The organism is Sporosarcina sp. P1 (assembly GCF_002743155.1).
Lineage (GTDB): Bacteria > Bacillota > Bacilli > Bacillales_A > Planococcaceae > Sporosarcina > Sporosarcina ureae_B.
This window is the reverse complement of the sequence record NZ_PDYS01000016.1, coordinates 38,830-62,431: the sequence shown is the minus strand read 5'-3', so window position 1 is coordinate 62,431 and position 23,602 is coordinate 38,830. Positions and strand designations below refer to the sequence as shown.

General features: G+C 43.1%; 22 protein-coding genes and 1 tRNA gene. 1 reads left to right on the top strand and 22 read right to left on the bottom strand.

Annotated features, from left to right (window positions below; translation table 11 throughout):
* Window positions 1-438: 438 nt before the first annotated feature.
* The 14 genes from lysS to CSV73_RS13470 form a co-directional block, all read right to left on the bottom strand.
* Window positions 439-1,929 carry a lysine--tRNA ligase gene (lysS, locus tag CSV73_RS13535; protein WP_085132344.1) on the bottom strand — a complete coding sequence of 497 codons (1,491 nt, stop codon included), beginning with the start codon at window positions 1,927-1,929 and terminating at the stop codon, window positions 439-441.
* 165 nt (window positions 1,930-2,094) lie between these two features.
* Window positions 2,095-2,604 (bottom strand): 2-amino-4-hydroxy-6-hydroxymethyldihydropteridine diphosphokinase, encoded by a 510-nt coding sequence (folK, locus tag CSV73_RS13530; RefSeq protein WP_085132343.1) that lies wholly within the window; start codon window positions 2,602-2,604, stop codon window positions 2,095-2,097.
* Complete coding sequence (gene folB / locus CSV73_RS13525; RefSeq protein ID WP_085132342.1) at window positions 2,601-2,969, bottom strand: dihydroneopterin aldolase; 369 nt, start codon at window positions 2,967-2,969, stop codon at window positions 2,601-2,603. The genes folK and folB overlap by 4 nt, the downstream gene beginning before the upstream one ends.
* A 21-nt stretch (window positions 2,970-2,990) precedes the next feature.
* Window positions 2,991-3,842 carry a dihydropteroate synthase gene (gene folP, locus CSV73_RS13520; protein WP_085132341.1) on the bottom strand — a complete coding sequence of 284 codons (852 nt, stop codon included), beginning with the start codon at window positions 3,840-3,842 and terminating at the stop codon, window positions 2,991-2,993.
* A gap of 2 nt (window positions 3,843-3,844) precedes the next feature.
* Window positions 3,845-4,696 (bottom strand): aminodeoxychorismate lyase, encoded by an 852-nt coding sequence (gene pabC, locus CSV73_RS13515; RefSeq protein WP_099627860.1) that lies wholly within the window; start codon window positions 4,694-4,696, stop codon window positions 3,845-3,847.
* On the bottom strand, window positions 4,693-6,123 hold the full coding sequence (locus CSV73_RS13510; RefSeq protein ID WP_099627859.1) for an anthranilate synthase component I family protein: 1,431 nt from the start codon (window positions 6,121-6,123) through the stop codon (window positions 4,693-4,695). The genes pabC and CSV73_RS13510 overlap by 4 nt, the downstream gene beginning before the upstream one ends.
* Window positions 6,124-6,149: 26 nt before the next feature.
* Window positions 6,150-6,791 (bottom strand): peroxiredoxin family protein, encoded by a 642-nt coding sequence (locus tag CSV73_RS13505; RefSeq protein ID WP_099627858.1) that lies wholly within the window; start codon window positions 6,789-6,791, stop codon window positions 6,150-6,152.
* Window positions 6,792-7,022: 231 nt separating this feature from the next.
* A complete protein-coding gene (gene cysK, locus CSV73_RS13500) occupies window positions 7,023-7,949 on the bottom strand; it encodes a cysteine synthase A (RefSeq protein ID WP_085132337.1) in 927 nt (308 codons plus the stop codon).
* Between the two features lie 299 nt (window positions 7,950-8,248).
* On the bottom strand, window positions 8,249-9,118 hold the full coding sequence (gene hslO, locus CSV73_RS13495) for an Hsp33 family molecular chaperone HslO (protein WP_085132336.1): 870 nt from the start codon (window positions 9,116-9,118) through the stop codon (window positions 8,249-8,251).
* Window positions 9,119-9,130: 12 nt separating this feature from the next.
* Window positions 9,131-9,895 (bottom strand): type III pantothenate kinase, encoded by a 765-nt coding sequence (locus CSV73_RS13490; RefSeq protein WP_085132335.1) that lies wholly within the window; start codon window positions 9,893-9,895, stop codon window positions 9,131-9,133.
* A gap of 139 nt (window positions 9,896-10,034) precedes the next feature.
* On the bottom strand, window positions 10,035-12,047 hold the full coding sequence (ftsH, locus tag CSV73_RS13485; protein WP_099627857.1) for an ATP-dependent zinc metalloprotease FtsH: 2,013 nt from the start codon (window positions 12,045-12,047) through the stop codon (window positions 10,035-10,037).
* A gap of 131 nt (window positions 12,048-12,178) precedes the next feature.
* Window positions 12,179-12,721 (bottom strand): hypoxanthine phosphoribosyltransferase, encoded by a 543-nt coding sequence (hpt, locus tag CSV73_RS13480; RefSeq protein ID WP_085132333.1) that lies wholly within the window; start codon window positions 12,719-12,721, stop codon window positions 12,179-12,181.
* 19 nt (window positions 12,722-12,740) lie between these two features.
* Window positions 12,741-14,150, bottom strand: a complete 1,410-nt coding sequence (gene tilS, locus CSV73_RS13475; RefSeq protein WP_099627856.1) for a tRNA lysidine(34) synthetase TilS — start codon at window positions 14,148-14,150, stop codon at window positions 12,741-12,743.
* Window positions 14,151-14,185: 35 nt separating this feature from the next.
* A complete protein-coding gene (locus CSV73_RS13470) occupies window positions 14,186-16,585 on the bottom strand; it encodes a SpoIIE family protein phosphatase (protein WP_085132331.1) in 2,400 nt (799 codons plus the stop codon).
* A gap of 208 nt (window positions 16,586-16,793) precedes the next feature.
* On the opposite strand from CSV73_RS13470, the gene CSV73_RS13465 reads away from it, so the two are divergent.
* Window positions 16,794-16,867 (top strand) — tRNA-Met (locus CSV73_RS13465).
* A 423-nt stretch (window positions 16,868-17,290) separates the two neighbouring features.
* Here the strand turns inward: CSV73_RS13465 and CSV73_RS13460 are convergent.
* The 8 genes from CSV73_RS13460 to ytaF form a co-directional block, all read right to left on the bottom strand.
* Window positions 17,291-17,716, bottom strand: a complete 426-nt coding sequence (locus tag CSV73_RS13460; protein ID WP_029054887.1) for a S1 domain-containing RNA-binding protein — start codon at window positions 17,714-17,716, stop codon at window positions 17,291-17,293.
* Between the two features lie 117 nt (window positions 17,717-17,833).
* Window positions 17,834-18,247, bottom strand: coding sequence for an FtsB family cell division protein (locus CSV73_RS13455; RefSeq protein ID WP_085132330.1), 414 nt, complete (start codon window positions 18,245-18,247; stop codon window positions 17,834-17,836).
* Window positions 18,248-18,276: 29 nt separating this feature from the next.
* A complete protein-coding gene (gene yabQ / locus CSV73_RS13450) occupies window positions 18,277-18,762 on the bottom strand; it encodes a spore cortex biosynthesis protein YabQ (protein WP_085132329.1) in 486 nt (161 codons plus the stop codon).
* The gene (gene yabP, locus CSV73_RS13445; protein ID WP_029054884.1) at window positions 18,759-19,055 is read right to left on the bottom strand and encodes a sporulation protein YabP; all 297 of its coding nucleotides are present in this window, start codon (window positions 19,053-19,055) and stop codon (window positions 18,759-18,761) included. The genes yabQ and yabP overlap by 4 nt, the downstream gene beginning before the upstream one ends.
* A gap of 126 nt (window positions 19,056-19,181) precedes the next feature.
* Window positions 19,182-19,472, bottom strand: coding sequence for an RNA-binding S4 domain-containing protein (locus CSV73_RS13440; RefSeq protein ID WP_085132328.1), 291 nt, complete (start codon window positions 19,470-19,472; stop codon window positions 19,182-19,184).
* Window positions 19,469-20,929 carry a bifunctional methyltransferase/pyrophosphohydrolase YabN gene (yabN, locus tag CSV73_RS13435; RefSeq protein WP_099627855.1) on the bottom strand — a complete coding sequence of 487 codons (1,461 nt, stop codon included), beginning with the start codon at window positions 20,927-20,929 and terminating at the stop codon, window positions 19,469-19,471. The genes CSV73_RS13440 and yabN overlap by 4 nt, the downstream gene beginning before the upstream one ends.
* A 5-nt stretch (window positions 20,930-20,934) precedes the next feature.
* A complete protein-coding gene (locus CSV73_RS13430; RefSeq protein ID WP_099627854.1) occupies window positions 20,935-22,527 on the bottom strand; it encodes a putative polysaccharide biosynthesis protein in 1,593 nt (530 codons plus the stop codon).
* A gap of 51 nt (window positions 22,528-22,578) precedes the next feature.
* Window positions 22,579-23,172: a sporulation membrane protein YtaF gene (ytaF, locus tag CSV73_RS13425; protein WP_099627853.1), complete on the bottom strand. Its 594-nt coding sequence runs from the start codon at window positions 23,170-23,172 to the stop codon at window positions 22,579-22,581.
* Between the last annotated feature and the right edge of the window lie 430 nt (window positions 23,173-23,602).

The following is a 23,602-nucleotide window of genomic DNA, read 5'->3' as shown; positions in this document are numbered from 1 at the left end:
ATGTATTAGGCATGCCGCCAGCGTTCGTCCTGAGCCAGGATCAAACTCTCCATAAGAGAAATTCGATTAGCTCGAGTTTCATTTGCTGGCATCAATTAAGATACTCATTTTGTTTGTGTCATCGTTAGATGCACCAACTGTATTTCGTTAACGTTTTGCTGTTCAGTTTTCAAGGTTCATTCGGTTGGTCTCTCGTAAGAGACAACTTTCTTATAATAACATCTTGCTGTTTCGTTGTCAACACTTTTAGTGAAAAACTTTTTCGTTATGTTTTTCGCTAAGTCGCTAACTTCAAAAGCAACTTCATAAATATACCACCCACTTTAAATAAATGCAACTGTTTTCTTCAATTCTTTTTGATTTACTTTTACTTTCTATTAAAACACTTCATTTCGGTAATAAAAAAACAGCTCCAATATCGCTATTGGAGCTGTCATATCAATCTTTAGGACGCATTTGAGGGAATAACAGCACATCGCGGATTGATTGTGAGTTCGTCAACAACATGACGAGACGATCGATCCCAATGCCCAGTCCGCCTGTTGGTGGCAGTCCGTATTCCAATGCTGTAATGAAATCTTCATCCATTTCATGCGCTTCATCGTTTCCTTGTTCCTTCTCTACCAGCTGAGATTCAAAGCGTTCGCGCTGATCGATCGGATCATTTAACTCTGTGAAGGCATTCGCGTGTTCACGGCGTACGATAAATAGCTCGAAACGATCTGTGTATCGTGGATCTTCTGGATTCTTCTTTGCAAGCGGTGATACTTCTACTGGATGTCCATAGATGAATGTCGGCTGCACAAGTTCTTCTTCTACTTTCTGTTCGAAGAATTCATTCAGTACATGACCTACTTCCATAGAAGGAGTTACTTGCACGTTATGCTCTTTTGCTAGTTCATGCGCTTGTTCTTTCGTAAGTTGTTGCCAGAAGTCTACTCCTGTAAATTCTTTAACCGCGTCTGCCATGTGAAGTCGCTTCCAGCGCGGTGCTAATTCGATTTGATCGTCGCCATATTGGATAGTAGTCGTGCCGAGTACTTCTTGCGCGATATGCGCTACAAGGTTTTCTGTTAGTTCCATAATGTCGTTGTAATCCGCATACGCTTCATATAACTCGATCATTGTGAATTCAGGGTTATGACGAGTGGACATTCCTTCATTACGGAATACACGTCCAATTTCATATACTTTCTCAAGGCCTCCAACGATCAGGCGCTTTAAATGCAGTTCGATAGCGATTCGCATATACAACGTCATATCAAGTGTATTGTGATGTGTAACGAATGGGCGGGCCGCCGCTCCTCCTGCTATTGCATGAAGCATAGGTGTTTCTACTTCAAGGAAGCCTTGTCCATCTAAGTAATGACGCATCGATTGAATGATTCGGCTACGCATAATGAATGTTTCTTTGCTACCTTCTGTTGATATTAAATCCAAGTAGCGCTGACGATAACGTTGTTCTACATCTTGTAAACCATGGAACTTCTCAGGCAACGGACGCAAAGCTTTCGTCAAGAACGTAAACTTTGTTGCTTTAATAGAAAGTTCTCCTACTTTTGTTTTGAAGATAATACCTTGAACACCTACAATGTCTCCAAGGTCCGCAAATGTAAATAGCTTATAAGCTTCTTCACCGATAGCATCTTGACGTACGTAGATCTGGATTTGACCTCCAAGATCTTGAATGTGAGCAAATCCTGCTTTGCCTTTTCCACGCTTTGTCATGATACGACCAGCAATAGTTACTTCATGCTCGTTTTCTTCCAACTCTTCTTTTGATTGCTCTTCATATGTAGAGCGAATCTCGTTTGTTAGGTGCGTGCGTTCAAAACGCTGACCAAACGGATCCAAACCATCTTCCCGTATATCTTTCATCTTCTGGCGTCTCACCAAAAGCTGATCATTCATTTCATCCATATTGGACATTCCCTTTCACTCCTTCATACTTTGACCGTCCCTCTCCTTAGGATCGGTCGTCTGCAACTATTGTACACAAATTCCAGGCCTAACAAAAGGACAAACAGTTATCTCGTTCCATTGTATAGAAAAAACTGCCCTATTATAGAGCAGTTTGGCTATTTATGTTCAATCTTATTGTAAAAACTCTTCGACTTGTCCAACCTTTTTCCAAAGATTCACTCCGTCTTCCTTTATCGCCAGCTCTTCACGATAACGTGTTCCTGTTATAGGATTCTTTACATCCCCATTAATCTCAACTAGTGGAACAAGCACGAATGCACGCTCTTGCATTCGTATATGCGGAATGATCAAATTCTCCAATTGGATATGTTCCTCGTTATAAAGCAAGATATCCAAGTCTACCGTCCGTGGGCCCCAACGTATTTTCCGCATTCTACCAAGCTTATTTTCAATAGACTGGCAAACGCTCAATAATTCCGTCGCTTCTAATGTAGTGCCGAGCTTTATGACGATATTCAAAAACTTCGCTTGTTCCGTTAATCCGACAGGTTCGGTTTCGTAGATGGAAGAAACTAGTAACACTTGAATAGAAGAATGTTCATTTAACATTTGTACAGCTTGTTGTAAATGTTCCAGGCGATTGCCTATATTCGATCCCAGTGACAAGTAGGCGTTATTCAAGAGAAACGCCCCCTCGTGATTTCCACGGACACTGATGAGTAATGTCCACGAATCGGCGGGTCCGGCTTAATAAGCACGACCCGAACACCGTTCACCTTTTCCGCAAAGTCTGTCATGATCGTTCCCGCCACTGTTTCAGCTACCGTCTCGATCAAATGAACCGCTTCACCTTCTACGATGTTCTTACACATCTCATACACTTCTGCATAATTCATTGTTTTCGATAAATCATCCGTCTGTCCGGCTTCCGCAAGATCCGTTGCCAATGAAACCGTCAGCCGAAAACGCTGTCCGAGTTTATTCTCTTCAGGCAATGCGCCGTGGTAACCGTAAAACTCCATATCATTCAAATGAATATAATCCATGAAATCCCTCCATTTTATCGCTTACCCAGTGTATGCCGCTTTCTTAGTCAATACATCCATCATCTTGACCATTCGCGAGATTTCCTTTACATCATGAACACGCATAATATGTCCGCCATGCTCAATACCATAGCAAACCGTCGCACCCGTCCCCTCTATACGCTCTTCCACAGGCAAATCGAGTACTTTACCGATCATGCCTTTACGTGACGTACCGAGTAAAACCGGATATCCAAGATCCGCAATCGAAGACAACCCTTGCATCGCTAATATATTTTGCTCGAGATCTTTCGCGAAGCCTATGCCTGGATCGAGCCAGATCATCTCTTCACTTACTCCCGCCCGCTTTGCAATATCGATACTCTCCTGCAAATCTTCTATTACAGCCTCCATGAATGGTAGCTGATAATCACGATTTTCACGATTGTGCATCAAAATGATAGGTATGCCATAACGCGCTGCCACTTCCGCGATAGCCGGTTCCCGCTTCGCGCCCCACACATCATTAATTATACTTGCGCCCGCTATAACCGCTGCTTCCGCAACCGCTGCTTTTGACGTGTCAATGGATATTACACAGCCGAGTTCCTTCGTGAGCAACTCAATGATGGGTACAACACGAGCTATTTCCTCTTCAACTGAAATAGGCGTATATCCTGGACGAGTGGACTCTCCGCCGATATCAATGATTTTTGCACCATCCGCAAGCATGTTCCGCGCATGTTCAAGTGCCGGGTTTTTCTGACCATATTTCCCGCCATCCGAAAATGAATCTGGCGTGACATTCAGTATCCCCATAATCACGGTTTCTTCCGTAAAATTAATCGTCGTTTTTCCCAATGTATACGATGCGCGCGCTTTTGATAACTTCATTACTAGTCACTCACTTTCATTCGGTTGATGGCTTGTTGATAACCGGCATGCAATCGTTGATAGACCGGTCCTCCATTGCCAGAAAACATCACTTCTCCTACTTGGCGAATCGGAACTAGTTCCTGAATCGCATTGGTAATGAATACTTCCTCCGACATTTCAAGATCTTCACGCATATACAATCCTTCGTTAACAGGCAATCCCAGTTCTCCAGCTATTTCAATAACAAATGCTCGAGTCGTGCCAGGTAAAATCCCCGTGTTCAATGAAGGTGTATACAACTCACCTTGTTTCACCCAGAATACATTCGATGTAATGCCCTCTGCCACATAGCCGTCCGAAGTAATAAATAGACCTTCTGTTTCTTTCAATGAAGGTAACTCCAGACGCCCTTTTACATTATTTGCATACTGGTGTGATTTATGCCGAACAACGCTTTCCGGTTCATTACGCGGTGTCACAAGCCAGACGCCATCCTTTTCCGTATGTACAGGTGGCAGATGAAGCGCTTTTTGGAAGATCAGTACATTCGGTTGTTCATACTGCGTAGGTGCTAGCCCGATATCATGCACACCTGCTGATACGTTCAATCGGTAATAGCCATCTTCATTGCCATTCTCTTTGTATAAGGTATGAATAGCCGATAGAATTTCTTCATCACTATACGACATTTCAATACGGTAATCGCTCAATGCCGACCGCAAGCGAATCATATGCGATTCGTAGAGGAATACCTTTCCACCGTATGTACGAAATGTTTCAAAAAAACCCAGTCCATAAAGAAATCCATGATCAAACGGTGATATCTGCAGTTCTTCCGCAACTACTTGCTTGCCGTTCATCCAGCAAATCAATGCAATTGCTCACTTTCTTCACGAATCACCAACTCGGCCATTTCTTTCGCCTGCCAAAGTGCTTTCGCTTTATTGAGAGACTCTTGATATTCAGCAGCAGGATCCGAATCAGGTACTAAACCAGCACCCGCTTGGATATGCACGATACCATCTTGAATGAATGCTGTACGAATGGTGATATTCAGCTCCAGATCTCCGTTGAAACCAATCCAACCCATTGATCCTGTATAGAGTCCTCTGCGCGTCGGCTCCAGTTCTTCAATGATTTCCATTGTCCTCAATTTAGGATCTCCCGTAATGGAGCCTCCAGGGAATACTCCGTGTACAATAGATGCCAGATCTTCAGAAGACGCAGTACCGCGAACATTAGACACCAAATGCATAACGTGCGAATACTTTTCGACGACCATGAATTCATCCACTTCCACTGTGCCTTCCTGACAGATCCCTTCAAAGTCGGCACATTCGAGATCGACAAGCATCTTGTGCTCACCTATCTCCTTTGCGTTCGATATCAATTCTTCCTGTAAAGCAAAGTCTTCCGCTTCCGTCATCCCACGCTTTCGTGTACCACCGATTGGTCGCGTGCTCAACTCAGTCCCACGCTTTTTCAACAATAATTCAGGCGAACCGGAAACTACTTCAAAGTTCGGTGCCGCCATATAGGCCATATAAGGTGAAGGATTGAACGAGCGCAATGCTTCATACATCAATAAAGATGGTGCGATGAGCGGTTTTGACTGGCGTACGGACAAATTCACTTGCACGACATCTCCGTCCTCAATGAATTGCTGTACATCGCGCACCATTTGCTCGAACTGTTCTCCCGTTACAGATACTTGTAAATCTTCTTCTGTAACGTCCACATCCACCGCCTTACCAGTAGTAAATTGACGATTCAGCAGACCTGTTTGTGATGCTTCGGTCCATTCCTTTACCATACTATCCAGCGCATGCCGTTTTTCAGGCAATGCCATAAAGTAGACATTTTCCTTTTCTATATCGAACACAGCCCATTGATCAAAGAGATAAAAGAATACGTCAGGCGTCGTCAAATCGTTCTCCGCAATAATCGGTAGAGTCTCGTAAAGTCTGACATAATCGTAACTGACCATCCCAATCGCCCCCCCTTGATAGGCAGGCAAATCGTTCTGATGCTCCAATTCATATTTCGCCATAAAGTCATTCAACAAGACTAGCGGATCTTCTCCCGTCAGCAATTCTTCTTTACCATCACGCCATTCTAAACGTAGACCGGTTTCGGTTGCATTGAACGTCACAAGCGGATCAAGTCCCGCCACACACATCTTCCCGCCACGACCACTCTCCAACAAAACATGCCGATCCATTTCTGTTGCAAGTTGGCGATAGGCATAAAAGAATTCGTCTTTTGTCATTGAAGCTGTCTGATAGGCTACTGTATTCATGCTAGTTCCCCCTGCGTCTCTAGTATTTACTCTGCGTTACTTTCGTCTATCAACTGTTTGATCATCGTATCATCCAACGGCAGCATCACTTTATCTGTAATCACACCTTCTTTATTGATGATATACGAAGTCGGATAAACTTTTATCTGATACATTTTCATTACTTCGCTGTCCTTATCCAATAAAATTGGAAACGTTAATTTATATTCATCGACGAATTCTTTCGCACTCTCTACCTTATTCTTCTCAGTTTTCGTCATGTTGACTGCGAGTATCTCCATATCGTCGGACTCTTTATTGTCTATATAGTAGTTTTCCATATGCGGCATTTCTGATCGGCATGGCGGACACCACGACGCCCAGAAGTTCAACATGACCGTCTTGCCACGGTAATCGGACAATTTGACTGTGTCACCTGAAAGTGTAGTTAATTCGAAATCCGGAGCCACATCTCCTTTAGCAAGCCCAGGCTTATCAGCGTCCGTAGTAGTTTGCCAATCTTCAGGTAAACGATCAACCACATCTTTCGGCAAGCTTTCCATATTCAAATCCTCATAACCTGGGATGCCGCCCGTTTCTTCTTTAATTTCCTTGTTCAATAAGAAAATAATCGTGCCCATGACAATTACAATTATAATCGAAACTATTATGCTCCACTTTTTATTCACAGTGAGCCTCCTCTGTTCTATGTATAACTAGCTTGGTTCATCTCAATTATACAGAATTTTGCCCACTGATAACAGCTTAGAGATTATGCTATTTAGTTACAGGATAAAAAAAGAAACTGTCGCTAGAAGCAACTTACTACTTCTAGCGACAGTTTCATATGCAGAAAGGATAAAATTACTTCATTGGAATCACTGGTGCGCTAGCAAATGGCTCCCACGATACCTTATCTCTTACTCTTCATCAAACTGATAAAGAGGTGTGCTCAAGTAACGCTCTCCGTTAGATGGAATGATCGCGACTACCGTTTTGCCTTTGCCTAACTTCTTAGCCACTTGCAATGCAGCTGCAATCGCTGCGCCTGAAGATACTCCTCCAAGGATGCCTTCCTCACGAGCTGCACGACGCGCAAACGTATACGCGTCATCATTAGATACTTTGATAATCTCATCGTAGATTTTCGTGTCTAATACTTCCGGCACGAATCCTGCACCGATCCCTTGAATTTTATGTGGTCCCGGCTTACCGCCAGATAATACCGCTGAATCTTCTGGCTCTACCGCTACGATATTGATTCCAGGGAAACGCTCTTTCAGCACTTCACCTGCTCCTGTAATTGTACCACCCGTACCGATTCCCGAGATAAATGCATCTACTTGCTCCAACGCATTCGCGATTTCTGGTCCCGTTGTCAGACGATGAACTTCGGGGTTTGCTTCATTGTTAAACTGTTGCGGTAGGAACCAGCCGTTTTCTTCTGCCAATTGCTCAGCTTTTGAGATTGCGCCTTTCATTCCTTCAGCTCCCGGTGTTAATACCAAATCCGCTCCGTATGCGCGAAGTAAATTGCGTCGCTCTAGACTCATTGTGTCCGGCATGACGAGTACAGATTTATATCCTTTCGCCGCCGCAATCATAGCGAGCCCGATTCCTGTATTGCCACTAGTCGGTTCGATGATTGTGCTATCTTCTTTCAAATCACCGCTTTTTTCTGCCGCCTCGATCATGGCGAGTGCAATACGATCTTTGACGCTTGAGCCAGGATTGAAGAATTCAAGTTTCAAATACACATCTGCGTCATCTGCACCTGTTAAACGATTTAATTTTACTAACGGCGTGTTACCTACCAAATCAATAACTGAATTTCCCACTCTACTCATTTGTCATCCGCTCCTAATACCTAGTATTTTAATATGATTTATTAACTTGATATTACTACCATCTATTTTACTTGTCAATATAATCATTCAGAACATTATGGTTTATCAATCCTACACTAAACAAGCTAATCCGCAGGTTTCATGTAATACTGCATAAAAGGTGGTATCCATTTATACTAGGGATGCTTGTGCGGGTGCTGGTAGCGCTTTCTAAATTGATTGTACAAATTTGCGTAGATTAGTAAATTACCCGCCACCGCAAAACACTTTCGGCAACGGGTGAGTAGTTTAGAGTAAAATCAAATTAATTCACGAAGCTCTTGCTCAGAGAATTGATACTTCTCCAAACAGAAGTGGCATTGCGCTTCCGCACCCTGATCTTCATCGATCATCGCTTGAATTTCTACAGCTCCAAGCCCCTTAATCGCTTCGCTAAAACGTTCCTTTGAACAATCACACTCAAATCTTACGTCGATTCTAGAGAGGAATTCTACATTTTCCTGACCTAGTACTTCTGCTAAGATTCCTTCAGGTGTCAGTCCGTTGTCAATCATAGTAGAAATTGCCGTCATGTTCGCGATTCTTCCTTCCAGCAATTCAATCGTCTCTTCCGTAGCTCCTGGCATTACTTGCAGAATAAAGCCACCTGATGCTTTAACCGTGTTATCTGGATCAACGAGTACACCTAACGCCACAGCGGATGGTACTTGTTCAGATACTACCATGTACTGTGTGAAGTCTTCTGCAATTTCCCCGGAAATAATCGGTACTTGCCCCGTAAAATAATCTTTCATTCCTAAATCTTTTACAATCGATAGCATACCTTCCGTACCTACTGCTCCACGAACGTCTAATTTGCCTTGTTTATTCAGCGGTAAATGCGTTTGTGGATTCGTTGCATAACCACGAACTTCCCCTCTAGCATTAGCATCCACGACAATTGGACCAAGTGGACCATCGCCTTGAATTTTTACCGTAATGCTATCATCGCCTTTTAACATAGCCCCCATCATGACTGATGCTGAAATTGTACGCCCAAGAGCAGCAGTCGCTGTCGGCCACATTTGATGACGCTCTTGCACTTCTCCTACTGTTTCTGTTGAACGAACTGCATATGCGCGTATTTGCCCTTCAAAGGCTAATGCTTTTACTAAGTAATCTGTTGTCATTTTATTCTCTCCCTACATATTTCTTTCATAAATCAGATGTAATCCTTTTAGCGTTAAAAAATCATCCACAATATCAATCACTTTGGTTTCAGATGCAATTAAATCCGCCATTCCACCTGTTGCGATCACAGTAGGTTCTACTGCACAATCTTCTTTTATACGGTTGACGATTCCTTCTACTTGTCCAACGTAACCAAATATTATACCCGACTGCATGGCAGCTACGGTGTTCTTACCTACTACATGCTCCGGCCGTGCCAGTTGAACGCGCGGTAGTTTAGAGGCACGATCAAATAATGCTTCCATGGAGATTTTAATACCAGGCGCGATAGAACCACCCATGTATTCGCCATGCTCATTAACATAGCAATACGTAGTAGCTGTTCCAAAGTCTACGATAATGAGCGGACTACCGTATTCACGAATCGCTGCCACCGCATTGACAATGCGATCTGCACCGACTTCGCGGGGATTTTCATATTTGATATTTAATCCTGTTTTTACGCCAGGTCCAACGACCATTGGCTTTTGATTAAAATACTTTTTACACATTTGCTCTAACGGGAACATAACGGGCGGCACTACAGAAGAAATAATAATGCCTGTGATGTCAGTGAATGAAATCCCCACATGCTGGAACAATGCCTTTACTTGCATAGCATATTCGTCTTCTGTTTTATGTCGATAGGTTTCCATCCGCCAATGGTGCTTCAGTTGATCCCCTTCATATACACCTAACACAATATTCGTATTGCCTGTGTCTAATACTAATAACATAGTCGTTGTCCCCTCTTACTTTGACTTTTTCCCGTACATCATATCATAATTTCACATCCAGATACTGTGAATGTGTACTGAACGCGCTCCCCCTTCATAAGAAAACAGCCGACTGTATACAGTCGGCTGTTGGGTTCGCTTAGTCTCTACGTTCTTCATCAATGGATGGCAGTGTCTTATCTACTGCTCCACTTTCACTTGGCAAGTCACCGATTGACGGGTCTGATGGCGCACCCGTGCTATCAGGAGTTGTAGTTTCCACAGGGGATTCTTCTACAATTTTCTTGTCATCAACGCTACCATCGTTGTTGTCGTATGGGCGATCAGGCAAAGTACCGTGATCTTTCAAGTGATTGATTTGTTCCGCATCCAACGTTTCGACTTCCAATAAAGTGGTTGCGATTAGATTAAGCAACTCTCGGTTTTCAGTCAAAATTTGTCTTGTGCGTTCGTATTGTTCTTTTATGATCATTTGCATTTCAGAGTCAATCTCGTATGCGATTGCTTCAGAATAGTTTTGTTCAGAGTTGAAGTCACGTCCAAGGAATACTTGGCCGCCTTGTGTCTGCCCGAACTGCATCGGACCAATTTTATCACTCATTCCATATTCTGTAACCATCGATCGTGCAATACCTGTAGCGCGCTGGAAGTCATTATGTGCACCGGTTGACACTTCACCTAGTACAATTTCTTCTGATACACGTCCACCTAGAAGACCCGCGATTTTGTCGAGAAGTTCAGGTTTTGTCATGAAGTAGCGATCTTCTTTCGGAAGCATAACTGCGTATCCACCAGCTTGCCCACGAGGAACTATAGTTACTTTATGGACAATTTCTGCATCGTCGAGCATTAAACCTACGACTACGTGACCCGCTTCGTGGAACGCAACGATGTTTCGCTCTTTTTTCGAGATGACACGATTTGTTTTCGCAGGGCCTGCAATCACACGATCCGTCGCTTCATCAATATCGGACATATCGATTTTCTTTTTATCTCTTCTCGCTGCCACAAGAGCTGCTTCATTCAATAAGTTCTCAAGATCTGCACCAGAGAATCCTGGAGTACGTTGAGCAAGAGCTTTCATATCGACCGTATCATCAAGCGGCTTATTTCGTGCATGTACTTTCAACACAGCTTCTCTTCCTTTAACATCTGGACGACCAACCGTAATTTGACGGTCAAAACGTCCCGGACGAAGAAGTGCCGGATCCAAAATATCCGGACGGTTTGTTGCAGCAACGATAATAATTCCTTCGTTCCCTTCAAATCCATCCATTTCTACTAGCAACTGGTTCAATGTTTGCTCACGTTCATCGTGACCGCCACCTAAGCCGGCTCCACGCTGACGTCCAACTGCATCAATTTCATCAATAAAAATAATACATGGTGAGTTTTTCTTAGCATTCTCAAATAAATCACGTACTCGAGAAGCACCCACACCTACGAACATCTCAACGAAATCAGAACCTGAAATCGAGAAGAATGGTACACCTGATTCACCTGCTACTGCACGTGCAAGCAATGTTTTACCTGTACCTGGAGGTCCTACTAGTAAGATCCCTTTCGGAATTCGTGCACCTAACTCCACAAACTTACTGGCATCTTTCAAGAAGTCCACGACTTCTTCGAGCTCAGCCTTTTCCTCATCTGCACCTGCAACATCATTGAAACGTACTTTCTTCCGATCATCCGATTGCAGTTTCGCTTTACTTTTTCCGAAGTTCATCACCTTGCCGCCACCGCCGCCTTGTGATTGGTTCAGTAAGAAGAAGAAAAGGATAATAATAATTATGAATGGTACGAGTCCTGTAAAGAACGATACCCACGCGCTTGTTTCTTTTGGCGGCAGGATGTCAATCTCAGTACTTGTCGTTTTGACAATTTCACCAATACTGTCCATATCATTTTCCGGAATGTTTGTTACGAAAGTTTCACCTTTTTCGTAGCCAGCCATTTCCCCTTTTACTTCATACACAAGCTGTAATGGCTGAAAAGTTGCATTTTCAACTTTCCCCTGTTCCAGCGCTGTGACGAATTCATCATACCGAATTGGTTTCATCTTCGGATTTGGATTGTTAAGCGAACTGAAAATCCCCATTATTGCTAGGAAAATCAATCCATATAAAAGAAAGTATCGAAGTATTCGATTCATCCCAAGCCTCCTCATCTCATTCAACAAAAACTAAACAGAAAACTATTGTAAATTTTAGCATAGATTAACACTACTTAACAAAAGAAATGCCTTAAGGCAAATAGCCTTCAATTCGGTTCATTGCACTTCCGTCAGAAAGAGTAAATTTCCTTTTTCAATACCCCAATGTACGGTAAATTACGGTATTTCTCTGCATAATCCAAGCCGTACCCAACAACGAACGCATCTGGTACATCGAAACCTACGTAATCTGCTTTCAAATCTACTTTACGTCCTGTCGGCTTATCCAACAACGTAACGATTTTGATAGAGTTTGCTTTTCTGTATTTAAACAGCTCCACTAAGTAATTCAATGTCTTCCCACTGTCAATAATGTCTTCAATAATCAACACGTCGCGACCTTCTATGCTAGTGTTCAAATCTTTGATGATCTTCACTTCACCTGATGAAACTGTCGCATTTCCATAACTAGAAACATCCATGAAATCTAATTCGATATACGTATCAATACGTTTGATCAAGTCACTCATAAATGGTAGTGCACCTTTAAGTACACCAACTGCTAATGGGAATTTTTCACGGTACTCCTCAGTTAATGTTGCTCCAAGTTCTCGGACTTTCTCTTCTAGTTGCTCTTCTGAAATTAAAACATGCTCGATATCTTGCGCGATCATCGGCCCGTCCCCCTCTATTTTATCTTGTCTCGCCTTCTCGCGTAATCCATATGTATGAATCGCCTTCCAGTTGGCGGCGTGAAAACATCTCACTATACCGTACACCAGGTATTGCACACACAGTACCGCTTGCTGTCGTAACGACAGGTTGCTGCTGCCTTTGCATGATCCCTATCTTCTCATCAATCAATATCCGCTTCACACGTTTCGGCTCGGACATTCCTTTGATCAACATTCTATCTCCGGTCATCCGAAGACGTACAGTTAACGGCAGTTCCGTCTCAGGTAATTGGAAATACCTGATTTCATCTGAAGGTGAGAATTCTTCTATCATATGTGCGCTGGCATGATGCCAGTAAAACTGAATATTCCCCCACGTATGCCAAGTACCTTTTTCAAGTGCTTTTGGACGAAGGGACGCTGTATCTATATCCATTTTTGTAATTAGCAGTTTATCATATTCCCTGATAAACCGATAGCCATACGCCAAATCAATTGTGACATTTCCAGCTGAGTTCGTAATATGTTGTAACAGTTCATCCACTACTGCAAAATGCCACTCAGCGTTCTCTGTTGCTGGGTTAGTTAGACATTTTAATAGTAGTTGAATCACGCGCTTTTGTAAAGCGTGGGGAATAGCAAGAAACGCCTCCCGTTGAAAAGAGGGAAGCTGCTCCTGCGTATACGTAACAATCGAACGCCAATGTTGATCCGCAAGCTCATTCAGCAAGCTTTCATCCGCTTGCCGTTGTTCTGTTTGGCGGACTGTGTTGACTGCGACGGATGGGTTTTCGTCCATCAAGAATGGTAGCACGTGATGTCGCATACGATTACGTAAATAATTGTCTTGCTGATTACTTGGATCTTCCCGGAACATTATTTTATGATGTGACGCATACATGTACAATTCACTCTTTCTTAACGGAAGAAGTGGACGTATAACTTTACCCGAGTGGATTGTCCGCTGAATAGGCATACCATTTAATGATTGTCCCTTACTTAATTGAATCAGCACCGTCTCTAGTTGGTCATCTGCATGATGGGCTGTTGCGAGAACTGTGAACCTCTCACTTTCCATCGTTTGTTCGAAACGTGCATAACGCTGTTGCCGACATACTTGCTGCATATTACCGCCCTGGCTATCCAAGATAACTGGAATAGGTATTTGTTCAGAATAAAAGGGTAGCCCGAATTCCTTGCACAGTTGCTTCACAACAAACGCATCTTCAGCAGATTCAACTCCACGCAACATGTGATCTACATGGATGGCCGCTACTTCAATGACCAAAGATTGCTGATGCGTCGCTAGAAAGTGAAGCAGTGCCATGGAATCCACACCACCCGAACACGCGACTAATACACGAGAGCCGGGAGGAATCAACGTTTGTTTGTCAATAAATTTTAATACCTTTTGCTGCAAACTTTTCATGATCCATCTCCCTCCTCTCTCTATTCTAACATTGTTTAGCTAGAAATGATTCGAGGTTGCTTATTCGCTTTTGACCACTTTGGCACAATATGGCCGACTTTCATTACGAGAATCGTCCGATCATCCTCCACTGACTCAAATACCCGTTCCATCTCCATCATTACTTGATCTGCAATCGTCCGACAATCCATATCTTTAAAGCGTTCTATCGTTTGATTCATCACGTCTTCCTGGATATCAAGCGGTATATCTCCATTAAATATGCCGTCCGTCATCATAACGACGATATCACCGGACTTGAGCTTTTCATTTTTCGCTTCTATAGAAAATGACGGCAAGAAACCAAATGGTACTGTTTTGCTGTCTAACCGAATACAATCATCACTTCTTTTAATGTAGGTACTCATCGAACCTGCTTTCCACGACCATAGTCGCCCTTCTTGTAAATCAATTAACGCCAAGTCGAGCGTTGCATACATATCATCCAATCCGTTCAATGCCATCATATAATGCAAAGTGTGGATCGCTGTTTCCGGATCCATTTTTTGACCCAGACACTCCCGCATCAGCCGGATTACCTTTCTACTTTCGTGGTAAGCATTGATGTCTTGTCCCATCCCGTCCGACAACAGTACGGCTGACAAGCCATCATGAATCTTGAATAGCTCATACGCATCACCACCATTGAACGATCCCTTTCCAGCTGTCGTGACGATATCATAATCAAGTGAAAAACGAACAGCTGAACTAAAGGTCAGTTGTACATGTGGGAACGGGAACGGCTGATAAGTCGATTTTGAAATATGCATCGGTTCATCGTACATTTGCTCCAAGATAGGCAGTAATAAATATTCTCCGACCGTCGTTTCGGCTTCAAAATCCGCCTTTTTTTCCGGTACAGAAATCACAATTCTGCAGGCACCCCGTTCTTCTGATAATATATCTATTTGAAAAAACTCTATGGCTTGTGATTGTAAACGATTCGCAAGCTCTTCTTCAGCCAACTTATACGTTGTCAGATCTTCCTTTACCTCTCTCATAACTTTTTCAATATGCGTACTCATATCACGCAATTGTAGTGCTAGCATCTTTCGACCATGCTGCAACTGCCCCATCAATAATTTATTGGCCCCTCTCTCTTCTAATTCATTCATTAATCCTTTAAAACGTAGACATTTATATTTCATCTTCTGTTCAACACGTACACGTGCCGCTTTTTTCGTTGCAGAATAAGTTGTTTCCCATTCGTCAATCAACGGTTCTATACTGTCCTCTTCACTTTCCCAGCACTTTCGGTAACGAAAACAGGATTGACAAATAGATGGTACTTGACTTGTTGCCGCCACTTCCTCTTCGGGTGACAGACGATCATTCACAAGTGTTGACATGAAATGAGCAAACTGTTGGAACTCCTCTAACTGCCCGTCCAGTTTATCCGCCAGCCATTGCTGTCGCTTTTCCGATATTCCTTCTTGTTTCGGCAATAAAACTTGTCGTATTTGACTTAATTTACGTGAAGGAATCAATATAAACAGTAAAGCCGCGGCACCAACTGTGGAAAAGTGAACGGTATCTAGAGGCAGTGTCGCATCATATAGAAGGAAAAAGAGCGAAACAAAGACACTGCCGGTGATGACCCCTAGCTTTCCAAAGCGTTTTAGTGAACCTGCCAACAAACCAGTCATACCATATAACGCCATCATGCCCGTGAAGGACAACTCTGATACACCTATGATTAATGCAATAATCATTCCGACAGTTGTAGCGAACGGCACTCCCCCCACTACGGCGGCTACAAATATCGCTAAAAACAAGAACACCCCCGCAACCGATACCGTACCGATTTGGAATCCTCCCATCCCGGTAGCTGCCAGCGCTCCCACAATACACATCGCACTGATCTGCTCAGGATTCCACGGCCCATACAGCATTCTTTCTATAGAAGGAAAAGCCAGTAACATGAAAATGGTCATGAACAACGCAAGCAACGCTTCTAACCCTATAGACAACTGAATGGCTAAAGGCAACATCCCATCGCCGTATTTAACGAGCTGCCAAATTAATTGTGGAATAATCATTGCTCCGGCCACAGCGATTGGAATAGACCTTTTCACGACTGGAATCTTTATGATTGAATGAAACAGTAGTAATTGCGCCAAATGAATGACAGCTTGTCCTACCCCAAGAAACGCACTGCCTGCCATCCCTCCTATAAATACGTAGATCATGTGTTGACGGTAGCGCATACTTGCTAATGCCCAGATCGGCAAGAAGAATGGTACTGCCATATCGAATACTACTGCTTGCGATAGAAAGAATGATCCTACTAAGAATAGAAGGGCAGTTAGCAAGTATACTTTCCGATTCATAAACTCTTGCCAGTACGCCCTGAACATCTGTACAATTGGTCGTTCCATATTGTCAATCATCTTCATTTCCCATACCCCCTATGTTCTCTTACATAAAACTATACATGGGGTTGGCGAGAAATTTTGTCTGTTTGTGGCGGCATATTCACAAAACATTTCGACGTATTCCGTATGTATATTTTTTAGCAAAAGAGATGTTGACACTTCTTCAAATGCCTAGTATGATAAGAGACGTTGCATATGGAATTACCTAATTTCAATGCAAAAACATCTTGGCGGCGTAGCTCAGATGGCTAGAGCGTTCGGTTCATACCCGAAAGGTCGTGGGTTCGACCCCCTCCGCCGCTATAATAGAAGTACAAAAATCCTCTTGCTTACGCAGAGGATTTTTTGTCGGAGAAAATTATCTGTGGATTAACCTTGAATTTAGTACACTATCGATTTAATGCATGGTTAATTATTGTAAGCGTTAATAAGAAGTGCTAGTGGTTTGGCTGGATCATTTATTAGTCTATTTTGTACAAGGACACTTACTTGACTGACTATGAGAGTGTAAAGCCAATGAACCCCACTGTACTTACGAGAAATGCATGAGCGGTATCACCAAGTAGCTGTACTTCCTCTTAAAACTACAACGGAACGAACACTCAGTGGCACTGGCATAACAAAATGGACTCGAATTTTCCCCACAAAAAAACGCATGCTCCATATTGCGGAACATACGTATAGGATGTCATCTGATTTTAGTTCGCAGTTGAATTAGTCAGCAAGTTATCCTCTTCTGGCTCCACGACCGCCACGCTTGGACTCTGTCGCTCTCTTTAAGGTAGTTAGACGTTCTTCGCTGTCCTTCATGAATTTTGCCATCTTCTGTTCAAAATTCTCTGGTCGTTCAAAGCTCGGTTTGCTTCCTTGACGAGGTCTAGTTGGACGTTGTGGACGCTGTGGACGTTGTTCTGACTCAGGTTTAGCCTTACGGATGGAAAGACCGATTTTACCGTCAGATCCCACATTCATTACTTTGACTTCAACCATATCGCCGACTTTTAAATGATCATTAATATCTTTGACATAATTGTCAGCTACTTCACTAATATGGACTAATCCTGTGGATCCGCTTGGCAATTCAACAAATGCCCCAAAATTTGTGATCCCGGTTACTTTACCTTCTAACTTGCTGCCTACTTCAATTGACATAAAAAAAATGCTCCTCCTTAAGTTTTAAGCGGCTCGTAAGCCTATCAACCATATTGGCAGTGCCTGTATTTTACAGGCTCCTATATTATAGCCAACAAAAAAAGAGTGTCAACTTGACTACTCTTTTCTTATCTCTTTTTCTGACTCTTTTTTCTTATCAGGAATGGAAAAAATGATCTCATTGGACTCAGAAAGAAAGTATTCTTTCCGTGCGAGTTTCGCAATATACTCGTCATCATCCAATCGAATCAACTGCGTATTCAGTTGTTCTTGCTGTTCTTTCAAATCCTCTAATGTAGCTATTGCTTGGGCTTTTTCCTTATGTTTCGCAGCCAGAATTTCTTTCTGACCAGCGTTCATATTGAACAAACTTCCAGCAACCACACAGACGATGACAAAAAATACAGCCAACCTATTACGCAAACGTTTTTGTTGTGCTTTTTTAAAATTTTCTTTTTTTTGCATGGAGCGCACATAGTCTGTATCGATTGATGTCACATTCTTTGTTGAGGGCTTCTGTGTTTTTTTCATGGCGCACACACCTTTCTGGCGTAATTCTACTATTGCACTCTATTATATAGTACTCTGCATTTATTTTGAAGGAATTTCCCTACGTTCTTCACTAATCTTATAAACGGTGACGTGATTACTGACAGAATAGAAACAATTAAATAGAAAATACGTTGAATCGTTAGGTAGACAAGACGAATGATGAGCCAAATCGGCCTAAGCACCACAAGTAACAGTAGTCTACCTACAATTCTCACGGGATGATGGAAGATAGCTGCGTACAATAACAAGCCACTAATCTGGGCAACAGGGTCATACATTCTCCATGCCCCGTCGCGTACCAAAACTAATACCCAAAACGACATGATACCTAACATAATCCAGATAAGGCATTCAAACCAGAATGCCCATCTTCTAATGAATGAACGTTTATCGCACGCGGCGACAATGGTTCCGAATAAATCCAGTACAATTCCAGCAGTAATACCTGTCCCGATCATCGCCAATAGACTGAAGAACTGGACGGATAGGCTCATCCGAATAATTTATGGAGGAAATTGCGTGAACCTGCTTCTTCGTCATCATATTGAAGTGTTTGGACAGTACCTTCAAGCGTGAGTAGGCCCTTGTCCACATCTAGATGTACAATACGCAGTTCCTCCCCACGGATTTGCAGTACGCCTAGCGATGTTCTAACAAGAAATTCCTCCTGGTCAAAGCGGTCGATCGTTTTCACGGATGTGAGGTCCATTCTTTTGCGATTGCGCATCGTCACTACGTGGTCTCCTGATGGAATAGTATACATGGAGCTGTCTGTTTGAATCTGCATATGCGTCCCCCTTCTCTAGTACGTTCCCCATATCATATGCAGAGGCTTGGCCAGACATGACAAGCCATTTTTAAGTTGGGGGGCAAACCCTCTATTCTACTCCTCTTTAGTCTATCTTCTCGTCAATTAATTTTCATCGTCTACAAACTCAGGTTCCACTTTCTCTAAGCGCTCTTCGCTAGTGATCGTGTACATACCTGCTGCGTCTTCTTTTTTAGTTGACGCCTTCAGCTCATTTACCGTAGCATTGACGATCTTTTGGCCAAATCGGATTGAAAGTTCATCACCCGGTTTGACAACAGACGATGCCTTGGCTACTTTCCCATTAATTGTGATTCTGCCTTGGTCAGCCACTTGCTTCGCTAGCGTTCGGCGTTTTATAAAGCGTGATACTTTTAAAAACTTGTCGAGTCTCATTTAGATTCTTCCTCTCTTTTGGCCTGTTGCCAGAATTCTTCTAGTTCGTCTACTGTATAATTTTCAAATTTTCCGCTTCCTTGTTTCACGGATTGCTCCACGGAATGGAAACGAGATTTGAATTTTTCGTTGGCGTGCCACATGGCTTCTTCTGGTGAGAGCTTCAGGAATCTTGCGATGTTGACGATAGTGAACAATACGTCTCCGAGCTCGTCTAGTTGCCGCTCCGGCCCACCACTTTTTACTTCTTCCTGAAACTCTTGCCACTCTTCCTGGAACTTGTCGAAAGCTCCTTCTATAGACGGCCAGTCAAACCCAACTTTGGCTGCGGTCTTTTGATAGTTATAAGATGTCAGCAAGGACGATGCCAAACGTTCTTGTCCTTCTAACAGCATAGACGGTTTAGGTTTTTCCTGCTCCTTGATAGCTTGCCAGTTCGTCAACACTTCTTCGGTTGTATCAGCTTGTGTTTGCGCAAATACATGTGGATGTCGTCGTATCATTTTGGCCCCTACAGTTTCGAGTACATCTTCCATGGAGAAGTAGCCATTGTCTTCCCCGATTTGCGCATGAAGAAAGACTTGTAGCAAAACATCTCCTAGTTCTTCGATGATAGCATCATCATTTTCTTCATCAATGGCCTGGATCAACTCAAAGGATTCCTCGATTAAATAGCGCTTCAATGATTCATGCGTTTGCTCACGATCCCAAGGACAGCCGTCCGGTCCACGCAAAGTCGCAATGATGTCCCTTAATGAACTCCACTCTTTCAGTCGTTGTTCGTGTTCAAGTAGCGGCGGTACATAGACAGTCGTTAGATTATTCAATGTCACTGTTCGGTCAAGTTCAAACAGCGGTATTTCAGTCAACACTTCATCTCGTGAACCGGCTGATGTAACGATGGTGACGACGTGAGAATCGGGATATTTCTCCATCAAAGACAATTTCACGTCAGAAGCGACGAATGCATCATAGACTTGTCCAATTAATACATGCTGATCCATGCGTACGTCGTCACGTTTCAAGTCTGTACCGTCAAGCAACTGGAATCCTTCAATCGGATCAATACGCAACGCTGTAAAAATCGGATCTAAAAAGCTACTGCCGCCAGCAATATGAAGTTCAATCTCACCTGTCCGTTCTTTTTCAATCAACAGTTGAACCGTACGTTCCGCTACAAGTGGGTGTCCCGGCACAGCGTATGTAATCGGCTGTTGCACACTCAATTCCAGTAGTTTATCGACGATTTGCTGATAGACGTCTTCAAACGCATCATTTGCTTCATAAATCCTATCAAAACTTTCCATCTCTAGCCCTTCCGAACGTAATTCTGCAACGATGGGATGTTCTTCTGTCCGAAGATAGAGATGGTCCGCTTGTTTTAATAATCGATACGTGCCTAGCGACAGTTGTTCTAAATCACTTGCACCTAGTCCGATAACAGTTATTTTATTCATATAATTCACCTTCTATTTTTAGTTAGCCATAGTTGAGCAGTTGCCAATCGTTTTCCAAAAGGCAGTAAATACCACTCTTTTTCATTCATTATACGTGATTTCAAGATGACGAAAAGGAATATGATTGCTCCAATTGCGACAGCTGACATTGCAGTTAACGTTGAGCTTGTACGTGAGGATAATCCATCAAACAACCATGAGTCGGCTAGAAGCATCCAGGGAATCAATATCCCTGCCATTGCAACACTAGCAATAATTAGCACGGTATAAAACCGTCGCGGAGCCAGCGGAAACTTCCAAAATCTTTTAAAGTAAAAAATCAATAATATAGCAACGATTGCGAATGAAATAGCGCCTGACGCAGCGGCACCTTCAATTCCATATTGATGAACCATTAATGGTGTAGTTGACAGTTTGATTACGACACCAAGCAGCATGAGTAGTAACGGCCCACGCACTTTACCACTTCCTTGAAGAATTGCTGTCAGTGGTAAAATAATCGACAACCAGAAAATCTGCATACAGAAGATGATTAACGCAACAGATCCTGTTCGTGATTGAAACAGCATTTCATTAACGAAAGGTAGTACGAGAACCAACCCTATCGTCGCAGCCCAACCGAATAAAATAGATGTCCGGAACGTCAAACTAATGAACGGTAAGGCGCCCCGTCTATCATTTTTAGATGCATGATGCGCGATTAACGGTACGAGGGCTAGCGCCAATGTAGATGCAAGCAAAATACCCATTTGCACAAGCGGCTGTCCCCGATCATAGACACCTTTCATTTCCATAGCGGTCTCACTCATTGTCCCCGCCTCGATTAATGCGTTATAGATCGTAAAAGAGTCCACCAATTGAAATACCAGTAAAATTAAAGAACTCGCACTGACACCAATGCTAATCTTGGTCAGGTCTTTAATCACTTGCCACGGCTTCACAGTAACTGCCACCAAACGTTCTCGTTGCAGGAAGAACCAAGTCAGGATCAAGACACCTGTCGCTTCTCCTGCAACTGCTGCCCACATCGTAATTTCCCCTACCTTATAAAGTGATGTTCCTGCACGTATCGCAATCCACGTACCCGCAAGGACGATGATCACCCTGAACAACTGCTCTGAGACGTTGGAAATCGCTACAGGTATCATTTGCCCTTCTGATTGAAAGACACCCTTCAGCACAGCTAGGAACGGCAGTACGAGGACGATATATGCACCTGCCTGCAAAACGGGAGCTAGTGCAGTGTCTCCCATTAGTTCTGCAAAGAAAGAAGAGCCTGAACGCAATAACAGAAAAATTCCTATTGATAAAACAAGTAGATAGGCTAGTGACACACGTAAAATGCCACGTGATTCTCCAGGACTTTTGCTTTCTGCAAGCATTTTAGACACCGCGACAGCAAAACCCGAGGACGTCCAAACGATAAATATTCCGATAAACGGATACACTTGCTGATAAATATAGAATCCTTTATCTCCAACTAAGTTTTGAAAGGGCACTCGATAAACCGCGCTTAGCACTTTGACAATGATGGCAGCAATAGTTAGAATCGATGCACCTTTCATAAACGACTTCGTATTCCATTTAGTCAACGCCATATACGTGCCTCTTTCATTCGATGATGATTTCTAGTATACCATTTCATCACGTCAGAATAGGCGCGTGACCGCAATCAATAAAATAATCACCCCACTCATAAATGTTCCGAATTGCCCTACTGACATCTTGCCAATCCGCACGCCTGCCAGTTTCGTGCCTAGCCCCACACCAATTGACAATGTAATATAACTGCCAACAGCGGCTGATAATGCGATGGCAATCGGTGACAATGCCAAAAGACCTGCTCCGATACCATTCGTTAACGCATTCGCAGATAGCGCAATACCAAGCAGCAAAGCCTCCCCAAGACTAATATGCGAAGATCCGTCAAAATCCATTTTTTCCGGTTCACTAAATACATTTGCTTGATGTTTTCGTTGTGGACGAAATGCGATAATCATAATGCGTATTCCGATGATGCTAAGTACAGCAAATGCTATAAGATCGGGTAGTATGCCCGGTAACATTTCAGCCAGCCATGCACCGGCAACTATGCCAATCAAACTGAAGATAAAACAAATTGCCGCAATGAGTGCATTTGATGTGAATGGAATTCGTACTCGCTGTACCCCATAAGAAAGTCCAACTCCAAAGTTGTCAATGCTAGATGAAATTGCAAAGCCTGCGATCAGTAGCCAAGTCATTCCGCTCCCCCATTTGGTTTTATCATACTATACGCGCACAATGAAGCAGGCGTGTGTGCGTTAGGCGCGTAAAAGAACCAGCCTTTCCTATGCACGCGGAGGGGCTGGTTTATAGCTGTAGGAAAAGCAGATAAGGGGTGGCTTTTGAATCCGCTACAAACCCCAATTAATATAAGACTTCATTGTAGCTATTGCTTGAATTCATGACGTCTTGTACTTAATTTAGGTCAAGACTAGACCACATTGCCAACGCATTGAGCGGTTGCCCAGCCATTATGATCGCTTGCAAAGCATGATAGAGCGTTTGTGCATGTGGATAGAGCAGTAATCAAGTGCTATAGAGCGGTTAACCATGAACTATGAGCGGTTGTACGAATTTATGAGCGAAAACTTCCGCAAGCCTACGACAAAGCATCCACCCAGAACATCG